Here is a 12,540-nt window from a genome sequence, read left to right as displayed (position 1 = left end):
CAACATGACGACAATACCTTTAGATAAACAAACCGTGGAATACGCCGTGTTTGGCGGCACTATTCTTGGCGGCGGCGGAGGCGGCTGGATCGAACAAGGGCTGGAGGTCGGACGGCTGGCGCTTGAAGCAGGAGATCCAAAGCTTATTACGGTAGATGAATTAAGCGATGAAGATTTGCTCGTAACGGTGGCCTTGGTTGGCGCACCGGCTGCCAAAGACAAATACGTCAAGCCTATGCATTACGCCCGTGCGCTTGAGATCGTTGCCCGACTTGCCGGCAAACCGGTTCAAGGGTTAATCACGAACGAGAACGGTGCGGAGACAACCGTTAACGGCTGGTTCCAATCCGCCTTGACCGGCATTCCGGTCATCGATATTCCTTGCAACGGCCGGGCACATCCGACCGGAATGATGGGTGCCATGAACTTGACCGAGCTGGACGATTACGTCGCGCATCAAGGCGCGGTTGGCGGCAAAGGCAACCGCTACATCGAGATTGGCGTGTCTAGCTCGCTAGAAAAATCCGCCTCCATCGTCCGCAATGCTTCCATTGAAGCAGGTGGCGTTGTAGCCGTTGCGCGTAATCCGGTAACGGTCGCATACGCGAAGCAAAACGGTTCTCCTGGCGCCATTCGCCAAGCGATTGAAGTCGGACAAGCACTCCTATCGCATAAAGGCGAATCCGCAATTGATGCGGCCGTGAAGCAGCTCGGCGGTAACGTGGCCGTTACGGGCACCGTGACTGACTTCCGTCTGGAGACAAAAGGCGGCTTCGATGTTGGTGTCGTAACGTTGAATAACAACGTTGAATTAACTTTCTGGAATGAATATATGACGCTGGAAATTAACGGCGAACGTTTGGCATCTTTCCCGGATCTTATCATGACGCTGGATGCGAAGACAGGTAGACCTATCATTACCGCAGCTGTAGAGAAGGGACAACATCTCGCAGTCATCACCGTGCCAAGAGAGAAACTGATTCTGAGCACTACGATGCGAAACGCAAAGCTGCTTAAACCTGTAGAAGAAATTATCGGCAAAACGATTCTATAACACATAACAACCGCCCCGTTATATACGGTGAGCGGTTGTTTTTTTGTAATATCTAACGGAATCAAGGTCCGGTTCCTACGCTGGATACGATCCAGAAGGGACCAAATTGTTTGAGATAAAAGACACTGATTGCATCTCCTGTAGTTCTGCTAACGAAACCCGTGACATCATACAGATGCCCATATTTACGGTCAAATTGATTCTTGTCGGTAATTTTCGAGGTAAATACGCTGCCCCAGTGAAAGCTTGTCAGCATATACCTTCTGGTCGTTAGTTGCGGGGACAAAAAGCTAATCACCCATAATAATACAAGAATAAGAATTACCATTCTGATCATCGTTTGCTTCTGAATCTTGATATGCCATCACCTCGAAAGCTATTGTCCATTATTCCATAATTAGGATATAACTCTAGTTGTTAGACGATAGATTGGAGGGAATAGTTTCTCTACTTACTTAAAAAAGCTATCAATAAGTCCGAACCCAATCGAAACATCTGCACACAAAAGAAAACGCATCATACTCTGCTTCTTTTACTTGGAAATTTATATTTTCAATCTGATCTGCGGATAGATCCTGAATTCTTATATCTAATCGGAACGCGCCTTGGAAACTGCCTATTCTTAGATCCTTCACATCCTCAAACGTAACTATTAACTTCTCGCCTTCCGGAACAAGGGGCAGTGCGCTAAGCGTAACCATCAAGTTGTCCGTCAATATGCCAATTTCATTCTCGCAACGAACGAGGTTGAAAGATTGTATGTAGCATAGCTTGTACTGTTTCTGATAAAAACTTTGAATGCGATCAATCGTATTTTTCATAACTGGAGCCTCCTAATCTGAATGACCTCACAAAAAATAGATTCCTTATATATATACGTATCGGATCAATAGAAAAGGACCATCTTTTTGAGATGGTCCCTTGTATCACTTACACAATCTTCATCAACGGCTTTCTTCAATCAACCATTGTTCAATTTCATCTATACGATCCGCATATCGGACTAGAGCATCTATCGTTCCAATAACCTGCTCAGTACCTACCTGCTGTTCCTGCTCGTCATTGCTTCCAATGGGCAGTGAACGCTTTAAGTTATATGCAAGCCAACCTAACATTCCTGAGTATCCACTCTCTAAAACACTTCTCCAATCTCCTTGTATAGCTCCTATGCCGTTTTTATATCCTCTTACGAAAGCTATAAATCTATCCCTCTCTATCGTTCCTAACTCGGTCTCTGACCAGTATAGGGCGGTTTCCGTCAAGCTTCGCATAGGGTGAATATAGCCGGACGCTTCCCAGTCAATTAGAATTGGTCCGTCCTCGTTCCACAATACATTTTTCGCATCTAAATCCAGGTGGCTAATCACGTTGTTTAATTCCAGCAGGTTTGCCGAAGCATTCGCCCAGGAATCCCAGTCATATAGCCGTTCTATGTTGTCGTGCAACAATTGAACCCATGCCGTTTCATATTGGATGCCTTGCCTGAGCAAGCTATTCCAGTCAATGGGGTGAGCACGGCTGTGCTCTACCTTAACGAGTCCAAGCTCCGAGAAATCCGTTTTGTGGATCTCAGCCAATATTGAGCCCATTCTCTCACTATGGGTCAAATTCACTTCATTTAGCTTTAAACTTCTCCCTTCAACCCAATCAAATACAAGATAATATTGTTGATCAAGCAGTTGCAGGGACGAGCCGTGAAATTGCTTTGCGGGCTCAGCGGGAACATGTTTTGCGGCAATTTGAGCAATGTCCTCGGCATTTCTAAAATTATTTATGGCTTGCGGTCGTTGCATGACCTCAGGATTAAGAGCTTTTATTGCATATTTCCCAAGTGTCGTTTTAACTTCATATATTCGATGCAAGAGCCCGCCAGTTAGCCTTTCAGGCGTACCGACAAGATCTCCGAGCTGCAGATGTTGACATAATTGTTCGAATTTCAGATTATACTCATTCTCTGCCATAGCGCCCCCGCCAACCTAATAGTTTCTATTTCTATAATAATTCAACCCTTCATGAACATAAGTCTTTGTAATACCACCGCTCTCCATCATGTAAGGACAAACTGCCTCATGTTCCTCCATCACATACATCATAAAGTGCTTCAGCAAGAACTGTCCGAACAAGTTGAACAAGTCTTCGAGATCTTCCTCCATAATAGGCTGCCGCATGATTAATCCGGAATCATAGAGATGAACAATACCAAAGGGCGGAAGAGCGTCCCAATAATCAAAGTCTTCATCGCTTGTATCCTCAACGATCGTACTCTTGATAGAGTCAATCATCGGAGATTTTTCCTGCCACAAATCACAAAGGCTGCATGTAAGCAAGAACCCCATACTTTCGCTTTGAATCGTCAAATCCGCGTAGTTTATATTACTGCCTTGTTGAACGGCAATGGTCACACTCTGTGCAATTTGCTTTACGGCTGGCGACGCTTCTTCCCATGCATCCAGTCGGTAATATTTCTTTTCAAGCAATACGCTTACTCTTGTCATGAATCCTCCTCCTTGCCCTTATTGTGAGATTAATCCATGAACATAATCCCTTCTATTATTACTAGCCTCTGCTAGCCATTTGCCAAGCGCATCGCGATTCACATAGATGGTATCGTTGATGGTGATATACGGGAACATGTCGCCGGTAAAAGAGCCTACTGTTTCTAGCGTCCTATTCTCGCTCGTAATGATATATTCCACTTCTTCTTTACTCAGATGAAGATAAGTTGCCGTCTCCTCAACCGTCATCAATGGATGGCCATCCGTGCTTGTCGCGTTACTCTGGTTATCGCCACTTCTTAACACGAAGCTGCTTATTACGATCGACGCACCGATAATTAAAGTTCCTATTATGATGTTCAAGCTGCTCTTCATCACTTGCCCTCGTTTCCATTCGATTTCTTCCAGCTATCCTTCAAAGGCACAATCCGGTTAAACACCATTCGATCTCGAGCTGCGTAATCCCTGCTGTCCATACAGAAATATCCATGGCGCAAGAACTGAAATTTGTGTTCGGGATCTACGTGCTCCACGAGCGCTTCCATAAGCACATTCTTGACTTGCACCAGAGAATCCGGGTTCATCTTCGAGATCCAATCTTCGCTGTCCTTCGGGAGCTCCTCATCCAGAAGCAGCTTATCGTACAAATTAACATCAACCTTCATGTTATGTTCAGCCGATACCCAATGAATTGTACCCTTAACCTTGCGTCCGGTAAATCCGGTACCGCTCTTCGTAAGCGGATCGTAAGTACAGTGAAGTTCGATGATTTCACCGGATTCCGGGTCCTTCACAACATCCTCGCACCGGATAAAATAAGCCCCTTTCAACCTCACTTCCCCGCCTGGAGTAAGGCGATGGAACCCTTTCGACGGCTCCTCCATAAAATCTTCCCGCTCAATATATAGCGTTCTAGTAAAAGGCACTTCTCTTGTTCCAAGCGTTTCGTTTTCGCTATTATTTTCGATCGGCAGTTGCTCAACCTTGTCTTCGGGATAGTTCGTAAGGATAACCTTCAAAGGCCTCATGACCGCCATCACGCTTGTCGCCTTCTCTTTAAGATCCTGCCGGATTACATGGTCCAGCAAGGAGATGTCTACCGTACTTTGGCTTCGGATACTCCCGATTTCCTCTATAAAACGACGGATGCTTTCCGGTGTATAACCCCGGCGCCTTAATCCGCGAATCGTTGGAAGCCTTGGATCGTCCCAGCCATCGACATAGCCGCCTTCCACCAGTTGCCGCAAAAACCGTTTGCTTGTCACGACACCCGTTAGACTAAGCCGGCCGAACTCTCTTTGACGCGGAGGTTGAGCGGTCCCCAGCTCGTTCAGAACCCAATCGTACAAGGGCCGGTGATCTTTGAATTCGATCGAGCACAGTGAATACGTAATTCCCTCAATCGCATCTTGAATGGGATGGGCAAAATCGTACATCGGGTAAATGCACCACTCATGTTTAGTCCGGTAATGCTCGGCGAAGATGATCCGATACAGAACCGGATCCCTCATATTCATATTAGGGGAGGCCATGTCTATTTTGGCTCGCAACACTTTGCTTCCAGCTGGAACATCGCCGTTTTTCATTTGTGAGAATAGCTCTACATTCTCTTCGATTGAACGGTTCCGATAAGGGCTATTCCGCCCCGGCTCCATCAAAGTCCCGCGGTAGTCCGTCAGCTCGTCAGAAGTCAGATCGCATACATACGCTTTTCCCTTCTTGATCAATGAGAGCGCGGCGTTGTAGATTTGTTCGGCGTAATCCGAGCCGTAATAAATATGTTCTCCGGGATCGTAACCAAGCCACTTGATATCTTCGATAATCGCGTTCACGTATTCCAAATCCTCTTTGAGCGGATTCGTATCGTCGAAGCGCAGATGAAACGTTCCGTCAAAACTTCTCGCAATTAAATCGTTCATATGGATCGCATATGCGCTCCCTATATGAAGGTAACCGTTGGGTTCGGGAGGGAATCTTGTGCACATTTCTCGGTTGAACGGCTGCTTCTCAAGCTCCTCCGTAATTAGTCTATACATGTGATGCTCTGCTAATTTTTCCTTAAAATTGTCCATTGCCCGCTCCTCCTTATTCAATAGGGTGTGACCCTTGCTTGCTTACATCGGCAACAAAAAAAACTCCACCCCCAAGACCGTTAAGTCTTGGGGACGAAGTTTCGCGTTGCCACCCCAGTTTATTAATATGTCGCCATATTAATCTCTTCAAGTACGGCATGATACAAAATGCTTATACTCTAGCTCTGTAACGGGAGCTCCCGTCATGCCATCACCTTTGAAGGATCCAGCATGCTGCTCAGAGGCTTGTTTCGGGGAAGCATGCTCCACTCCTTTTCAGCTGCCGGAGCTCTCTGTTCGAAGAACGTTATTCCCTTACTCTTCTCGTCATCGCGTTTCGTTTCACTTATAATACGAATTTTTCCCTATTTTGTAAACGGGTATCCGCTTTTCATCCTGTCATACTCTTCCATCGTGATGGACAGCACGGTACCATGCTTGAATCGGTAAGGGAAGCTGAAGTTGTCATCCGAACGGATAAACCTTCCGCTGGCAAACTCGTCCGCAATAAACGGCACATAACCTTGTCCTTCGCCTACAACTCCAAAAAAGTCCAACATCAGGCACCATTTTCCGTTGCTTAGCTTATATGCGGTAGGTGCTTCATAAGCGCTGCTTCCGAGCTTCTCCATCTCATGATTAAAGGCATCAAGCGTTGTGTATGGACCAAGGAGCGAATCCCCTTGCTGCAGGATAACCCCATGAGGATTTGCTTCGCTTTTCACAAACCGGTAAAACTTGCCGTTATCTTCATAAATCGCAGAATCGATAACGCCGCTGTCTTCTTTTTGATACATCAGCCGTGGCGTGGTGAAATGCTCGAAATCCTTGGTACGAGAGTAATAAATGGCTTTATTCCCGAATTGATTGGAGGAATGGGAAGAGGACCAGTGAAGGACGTAATCTTCTTCCGTAGGGTCGTAGATCACATCCGGAGCCCACAAACAACCGTAATTGTCGTCTCCGAGCGGAACCATTCTTTGCTCTGACCAGTTCAGAAGATCGTCGGATTCCCACAAGGAGAGGTTTTTACTTCCGTCTGTCGTAATTTTCCCCCAGCTGCCTTCATACTTGCCGTGAAAATGGTTAGCAAGGCTGAGATCCGTAGCCATAATGTAAAACTTGCCGTAATGGGTTCGAACAATGGTGTGGTCCCGAACTCCCTTGTCCCCTTGATCGCTCCAAAGCACGGGTTGCCCATCGTTCACCTGCTCCCAATTAAAACCGTCTTTGCTAAGCGCAAAATAGACCTGCTCGCCGTCCGGCGTTGGCTTCTCCTTGAAATGCACAAACAAATAGGCGTCCATTGATCAAATACTCCTCCCAAATTTCAAAGGTAATACCTTGATTATAGTCACCCGTCCATTCCGCAAACAATAAAATATAGTCTGTAAAAGCTGACCTATCGTGCTATTACCACTCTTAAGATCCATTAGAAGCAAATAAGCTCCTGCACGGCATAATCTTGTTCCTCTTGCGGAAGATGCCAATTAAGAGATTTAAGGAGTTTACTAACTTTTTGATCCATTGCTACCCCTCTTTGAGTTAATCCATAAAATACTTATATTCAATATCAACCTGTTGTCCGGTTCGGGCATCCACATAAACTTTGGTAACCCGCTCGGAACCAGTAACCGGAATGGCATAAACCAATTTGCCGTTACGGATCGTCAGCTTGGCTTGATTGGCAACAGATAACTCTGTGCTGATCTGTTTTCGCGCATCTGCAGGCGATACGGCTGCCTCCGTTTTAATGCTCCGATTTTTCATTAAATAATAGCTGGTTGAATCAAAAAATTGAAGAATTCCTTTATCTGTATCTATTGTAATATCCACTTTAGCGTCCGATTGATGAACGCCACCTGCCTGCGGCACAAATGAAACGGTCAATAGAGACCCTTTCGTAACCGAATGATCAATGACTAATGGCGCTTCCCCCCATCGGGTTATCAGGCTTTGAGCAAATGCGGTAGCCTCTTCCTCTGACATTGGCCCATTATTAAGGTTGTTTGGTCCATCTTCGTAGGGATATATCCGCAACAAATGCGCTCCCGCCACGCTCATTTCAACTTCATAATTTAATAGCTTGCTATTACCAGACGAAAACTTTAAGCTATCGCCCCACTCTGGCGAAAAGCCACCACCACTAGAAGTAATGCGGTTATCCTGCTCGTTCGTCCAAATTAAGCTCATGAACGACTGCACCTTCGATTGAAGTTGTTCTTTGTGGACTCGCTTTTCCTTACTAAATATTTGATTGCGATTACTTGCTTGATAAGGATGCAATTTATACAGATAGTTATTGAATGATGGCTCATTATCTCCTATGTCAAAACGGAAAGTCATGTTTTCCCTCAGATTGGTGATGACTTGGCTTAATTCTTTCTCGGGTACCGACTGGACATGAGGACCAAGAAGGATCGTATTACTTATATTCTTCAAGACCGGGAGAGTTTGAAGCGTAAATTCGCGCATCATTAACAGATTTTTTCGTTGAACCTCCGTTAATGTCTCGGCCTGATCGTCTATCAGATAGCCTAAATAACTTTCCGTTTGGCTCCAGAATGTCTCAGCACGATCGTTATATTCGGACAGGCTTATTGAGGAAGGAACCGTCCAATGCGCGTTATCCATAGAAATAGCCGTGTTATAGGCTGTTTTCAAATGTTTTTGGCGGTAAGAAGCCGAGTTCGAAGACAAGATATTAGCGAGCTCATAGTCGAGTGTCTGAGTATCATAATATTGCATCAGCACCCACCTCTGCGCGCTGTAAAGCTGTTCCTTCTCTAATTGTTCAAGTTCCCGTTTCGTTGATTTATGTACTGTATATCCATACACAATGAGCCCTATTAATACGACAGTTAATAGGAAAGCTGCTAACTTATAAATTTTTTCACGTTGCAATTGCAAAAGCTCCGTCCCCGTTTCAATTAATATGTACTTTTCCATTAAACGTCACGGATGGCAGAAAGTCTTGCTCCAATATTTTCATATCCCTCCACACTTTAGTTTGCAGCACAAAAAAAAGAGGGTTGCCCCTGTTCGGACTCCCCCCTATCACATGTACCTATCCTAAATAATCCTTCAACTTCCGCACCGCTTCCGCGATTGTAGCTGCTTCAATCTCGACCCTATCTTGTTCATATTGTTTCATCGCATGCTCGTAGCGAGGATCGTAATAATGCTCAAGCAGCAATCTGACGGCTACCTCGAATTGGTCCTCCTTCATAGCCGACATAATCTGAGCTGCGATTGGCGTATGGATTCTTTTCTCGATCTGCTTAAACGCTTGAACGAGCTCTTGTTTATGTTCGTTAGGGTTGTAATCCTCAACAATATGCCTCACCCGCTCCTCAATGGGAAGCCGGATGTAAATCTGCTTGGCATTTTCCTTCTTCTCGATGAGAAATTGCGGGATGACGGACTTGCCGATCCGCTTGCTTTCCCCTTCCATCAGTACATAAGGCGACTGTTGCAGCTTCAGCAGATCGGTTACCAATAACGACTCAAACGTCTTCTGGTTATTCGCCTTCTGCCCGACTTGACCGAAGATGGAACCGCGATGTCCGGCCATCCCTTCAAGATCCAGAACCGGATAACCTTCCGTTTGCAACTGGCGCAAAATAGACGTTTTCCCCGTACCCGTATGACCCAGCAACACAATAGCCTGCGGCTGTAGTTCGATCTGTTCGAGCATCTCTACGATCCACTTCCGGTAAGTCCGGAAGCCGCCTGTCAGCCGATAAGCCCGAATGCCCATAAGGGACAACACCGTAGCTGTCGTCTTGCTCCGCATGCCGCCTCTCCAGCAGAATACGGCTTTTGAATCTTTAATCTGCTCGAAGGTTTTAATAAAAGCGGGAAGCTTGGCCGAAAACAATTCAAGTCCCCGGTCCTTGGCTGCCTGCACGCTGACCTGTTTATAGATCGTGCCGACTTCCGCACGCTCCGCGTCATCAAACAGCGGTATATTCAAGCTGCCTGGAATGGTAGCATCCGCGTATTCAGACGGTGAACGTACATCGATCAAGACTATTTCTTTCTTATCCCTTAATGCAAGCAATTCCTCTATGGTGATGTCCTGAAACAAGTCAACCGCTCCTTATAGGTTCAACTACAGTACAACGATCTGTCCCGGATGCTCGGCAACCACTTCGCCGATCAACGCCGCTTCCACGCCAGCACCTTTAAGCTTGCCAAGAAGCTCTTCCGCCTGGCTGCCTTCCACCGAGATCAGAAGCCCCCCGGAAGTAACGGCATCGCACAAAATCCATTGCCCAATCTGATCCAGCGTATCCGGGAACGTGATGGAACCTTGAACATGGGCGAAGTTGTTTTTTGTACCCCCGGGAACAAAACCTTCCTCTGCAAGCTCCCTCACCCGAGGCAACACCGGTACGTTATCCGCATAAATGCGAATGCCTGCCCCGCTTCCTTTGGCCATTTCAAGCGTATGTCCCATAAGACCAAATCCCGTTACGTCCGTGCACGCATGAACATCGTACGTCTCCATCGTCTCCGCCGCTGTCTTGTTCAGCGTAGCCATTACGTCCGTTACGCGCTGAATCTCTTCCTCCGACAGCTTGTCTTTCTTAATGGATGTCGTCAGGATTCCTACGCCAATCGGTTTCGTCAGAATGAGCTTATCTCCCGGAACCGAACCCGCGTTAGTTCGCACTTTGCCTGGATGAATAAGTCCCGTTACGGCCAGACCGAATTTCGGCTCGTTATCGTCAATGGAGTGTCCGCCCACCAGCGTAATGCCAGCTTCCTTCATTTTATCGCCCGCACCGCGCAAAATATCCGCCAACACCTGCTTGTCCAACGTTTTGATTGGAAAAGCAACAATGTTCAGCGCCGTCAGCGGCTTGCCGCCCATCGCGTAAATATCGCTGATTGCGTTGGCAGCCGCCACTTGTCCGAAAGAGTATGGATCGTCAACAATTGGCGTGAAGAAATCGACGGTTTGCACAAGCGCCAGGTCATCGCTTAATTTGTATACTCCGGCATCATCGCTTGTATCGATGCCAACGAGCAGATTGGGATTCGCCACTGACGCGGGCAGCGACTGGATGACTTGCGACAGGTCGCCGGGACCAATCTTACAGCCGCAGCCGCCTTTCGTGGAGTAGGAAGTCAGTTTGATTTTTTCTGAATTGGGCATTGGCTCGTATCCTCTCTGTATATAAAAAGTTTCTTAATGGAAATGAAATCGGTATAGCTTCATGATAAAGGATTATCCTTATAAAATCTAATGACAAAGACAATAAAAACACCCTTAGAAAAAGTCAAAGTTTCTGACTCCTTCCAAGGGCTAATTAGTCGCTATGCGATCAGATAAGGCTTGCCTGCTTCCCAGCCAATCTCGGCTTTGGATAAATACCACGTTTGCCCGTGATCATTGTTCCCTTGGTAGAACAGATACGTTCTGCCGTCTTCATCCGTGAACACAAAGGGATGTCCGGATTCGCTGGCATTCCAGCTGCCCGGACTTCCGCTTGGGAGGAACGGCTCCTGGAATACTCTTTCCCACCGGATGCCGTCTTCGCTTACCGCACAGCCAATCTGCTGCGGACGGTTATTATAGGCTCCACCATAGAACATATAGAGCTTCCCGTCACGCCGGCATACGGCCGCTGCTTCGATACATTCTTCTTCCCAGCCAAGCTCGGGCTTTAGGATCGATTCCGAGCAAGCTTGCGTCCAATCCGACCGGTTATAACCCGATTGCAGTGGCGCGGAAGCTACTCCTTGCATCTGAATAATTCCTTCCGGATCTCTTGTTGCAAAATAGAGGAGCAATTGATCGCCATGCACAATCACGTCCGCATCGATTGCACGGCCGTTATTCCATTCGCCTGTTGGAGCAAACACAGGGTTGGTTTCGTTTTTCGCAAAATGAAGGCCGTCCTCGGACACCGCGTGGCAAATCGCGTCCTTTGGTCCGTTGCCATACGTCTGGTAGAACAAATGAATTTTATTGTCCAATACAATAGCGCCCGGCGCACAAATCCCGTTTGCCTCGCAAGGTTGCTCCATCGGCACTTCTCCGATTTTGTCCCAATTGTCCAGATCCGTGCTGGTTGCAACCCCAATTCCCCAGCGCCCGTCTTCCTGCGGTCTGCGAGAATAGTACAAATAATAAGTACCTTTAAACTTAACAACGGCAGGATCCTTCGCGTAAGGAATGCCTCCTGTGTGGTCTGCAAATAACATTCTTATGGTTCCCCTTTCGCTCTAGCCTGATAGGTAAGTAATCCATGCTTCATCATAGCACAGTAAAATTTGGAACATAGAGGCCAAAAGGGCTAAACTGGAAGATTAATAGCCACGAGCATCCGTCCTTAGAAGACCATAATGCCTCAAATCCTCGTAGCACTCTCCTTTTCGAATATGGCTGCGGAGAATACCTTCGAATTTCATGCCGATCTTCTCCATTACCTTATACGAAGCCGGATTTCGGGTCATGGCCGCAGCATAGACTCGGTTCAGCATTAACTCATCAAACGCGAATTGGAGAACCCGTTCTGCAGCTTCCGAGCAATACCCGTTTCTCCAATAAGGTTTGCCAATCCAATAAGCGAGTTCCCCCATATGATGCGTTTTGTTCACATGCAGCCCGACTATGCCTAGAAACGCTCCATCCTCCTTACGCTTGACTGCAAACGAATACCCATCTCCACGAAGCGCAGCATCGCGCCGTGCTTGGACAAAATGAAATGCCGCTCCTTCCGGATAAGGATGAGGAATGCCAAGCGTCGTATCAGCTAGTTCCTTATCATTTGCCAGACTTTGAATCGCTTCCGCATCACCCGGCTCCAACAATCTCAGAGTAAGACGTTACGTACCTAAAACCGTGTTCATTCGAATCCCTCCAATGTAATTATGAAGCACAATTCTGTCATTTCATATTTTCCGT

13 protein-coding genes and 1 other annotated feature are annotated in these 12,540 nt (G+C 46.8%); of the genes, 1 reads left to right on the top strand and 12 read right to left on the bottom strand.

The genetic code is table 11. From position 1 onward, the window contains the following. Nucleotides 1-4: 4 nt before the first annotated feature. Nucleotides 5-1,054, top strand: coding sequence for a DUF917 domain-containing protein (locus tag QQK89_RS05480; RefSeq protein ID WP_284237471.1), 1,050 nt, complete (start codon nt 5-7; stop codon nt 1,052-1,054). Nucleotides 1,055-1,115: 61 nt separating this feature from the next. Here the strand turns inward: QQK89_RS05480 and QQK89_RS05475 are convergent, their stop codons facing one another. The 12 genes from QQK89_RS05475 to QQK89_RS05420 form a co-directional block, all read right to left on the bottom strand. Further along, on the bottom strand, nt 1,116-1,391 hold the full coding sequence (locus QQK89_RS05475) for a hypothetical protein (protein WP_284237470.1): 276 nt from the start codon (nt 1,389-1,391) through the stop codon (nt 1,116-1,118). A gap of 130 nt (nt 1,392-1,521) precedes the next feature. Continuing rightward, the gene (locus QQK89_RS05470; protein ID WP_284237469.1) at nt 1,522-1,875 is read right to left on the bottom strand and encodes a hypothetical protein; all 354 of its coding nucleotides are present in this window, start codon (nt 1,873-1,875) and stop codon (nt 1,522-1,524) included. Nucleotides 1,876-1,998: 123 nt separating this feature from the next. Then, nucleotides 1,999-3,015 (bottom strand): phosphotransferase, encoded by a 1,017-nt coding sequence (locus QQK89_RS05465; protein WP_284237468.1) that lies wholly within the window; start codon nt 3,013-3,015, stop codon nt 1,999-2,001. 15 nt (nt 3,016-3,030) lie between these two features. Further along, nucleotides 3,031-3,549: a hypothetical protein gene (locus QQK89_RS05460; protein WP_284237467.1), complete on the bottom strand. Its 519-nt coding sequence runs from the start codon at nt 3,547-3,549 to the stop codon at nt 3,031-3,033. An 18-nt stretch (nt 3,550-3,567) separates the two neighbouring features. After that, the gene (locus tag QQK89_RS05455; protein ID WP_284237466.1) at nt 3,568-3,924 is read right to left on the bottom strand and encodes a DNA-binding protein; all 357 of its coding nucleotides are present in this window, start codon (nt 3,922-3,924) and stop codon (nt 3,568-3,570) included. Beyond that, nucleotides 3,924-5,621: a glutamine--tRNA ligase/YqeY domain fusion protein gene (locus QQK89_RS05450; protein WP_284237465.1), complete on the bottom strand. Its 1,698-nt coding sequence runs from the start codon at nt 5,619-5,621 to the stop codon at nt 3,924-3,926. Before QQK89_RS05450 ends, QQK89_RS05455 begins: the two co-directional genes overlap by 1 nt. Before the next feature lie 86 nt (nt 5,622-5,707). After that, nucleotides 5,708-5,961, bottom strand: a binding site (T-box leader). A gap of 25 nt (nt 5,962-5,986) precedes the next feature. After that, a complete protein-coding gene (locus tag QQK89_RS05445) occupies nt 5,987-6,928 on the bottom strand; it encodes a glycoside hydrolase family 43 protein (protein ID WP_284237464.1) in 942 nt (313 codons plus the stop codon). A gap of 238 nt (nt 6,929-7,166) precedes the next feature. Further along, complete coding sequence (locus tag QQK89_RS05440; protein WP_284237463.1) at nt 7,167-8,525, bottom strand: PepSY1/2 domain-containing protein; 1,359 nt, start codon at nt 8,523-8,525, stop codon at nt 7,167-7,169. Nucleotides 8,526-8,688: 163 nt separating this feature from the next. Next, nucleotides 8,689-9,711 (bottom strand): tRNA 2-selenouridine(34) synthase MnmH, encoded by a 1,023-nt coding sequence (mnmH, locus tag QQK89_RS05435; RefSeq protein ID WP_284237462.1) that lies wholly within the window; start codon nt 9,709-9,711, stop codon nt 8,689-8,691. 24 nt (nt 9,712-9,735) lie between these two features. Continuing rightward, nucleotides 9,736-10,785 carry a selenide, water dikinase SelD gene (gene selD, locus QQK89_RS05430; protein ID WP_284237461.1) on the bottom strand — a complete coding sequence of 350 codons (1,050 nt, stop codon included), beginning with the start codon at nt 10,783-10,785 and terminating at the stop codon, nt 9,736-9,738. Nucleotides 10,786-10,946: 161 nt separating this feature from the next. After that, nucleotides 10,947-11,837: a family 43 glycosylhydrolase gene (locus tag QQK89_RS05425; protein WP_284237460.1), complete on the bottom strand. Its 891-nt coding sequence runs from the start codon at nt 11,835-11,837 to the stop codon at nt 10,947-10,949. Between the two features lie 105 nt (nt 11,838-11,942). Beyond that, on the bottom strand, nt 11,943-12,452 hold the full coding sequence (locus tag QQK89_RS05420) for a GNAT family N-acetyltransferase (protein WP_349816713.1): 510 nt from the start codon (nt 12,450-12,452) through the stop codon (nt 11,943-11,945). Nucleotides 12,453-12,540: the final 88 nt, after the last annotated feature.

The organism is Paenibacillus glycanilyticus, from assembly GCF_030161375.1.
Classification (GTDB): domain Bacteria; phylum Bacillota; class Bacilli; order Paenibacillales; family Paenibacillaceae; genus Pristimantibacillus; species Pristimantibacillus glycanilyticus_B.
This window is presented reverse-complemented; position numbering and strand designations above follow the sequence as displayed.

Coding starts and splice junctions, on each gene's coding strand:
- QQK89_RS05445 (WP_284237464.1), bottom strand. CDS start 6,928: ATGGACGCCTATTTGTTTGTGCATTTCAAGGAGAAGCCAACGCCGGAC.
- QQK89_RS05450 (WP_284237465.1), bottom strand. CDS start 5,621: ATGGACAATTTTAAGGAAAAATTAGCAGAGCATCACATGTATAGACTA.
- QQK89_RS05465 (WP_284237468.1), bottom strand. CDS start 3,015: ATGGCAGAGAATGAGTATAATCTGAAATTCGAACAATTATGTCAACAT.
- selD (WP_284237461.1), bottom strand. CDS start 10,785: ATGCCCAATTCAGAAAAAATCAAACTGACTTCCTACTCCACGAAAGGC.
- QQK89_RS05425 (WP_284237460.1), bottom strand. CDS start 11,837: ATGTTATTTGCAGACCACACAGGAGGCATTCCTTACGCGAAGGATCCT.
- QQK89_RS05455 (WP_284237466.1), bottom strand. CDS start 3,924: ATGAAGAGCAGCTTGAACATCATAATAGGAACTTTAATTATCGGTGCG.
- QQK89_RS05460 (WP_284237467.1), bottom strand. CDS start 3,549: ATGACAAGAGTAAGCGTATTGCTTGAAAAGAAATATTACCGACTGGAT.
- QQK89_RS05470 (WP_284237469.1), bottom strand. CDS start 1,875: ATGAAAAATACGATTGATCGCATTCAAAGTTTTTATCAGAAACAGTAC.
- QQK89_RS05475 (WP_284237470.1), bottom strand. CDS start 1,391: ATGATCAGAATGGTAATTCTTATTCTTGTATTATTATGGGTGATTAGC.
- QQK89_RS05480 (WP_284237471.1), top strand. CDS start 5: ATGACGACAATACCTTTAGATAAACAAACCGTGGAATACGCCGTGTTT.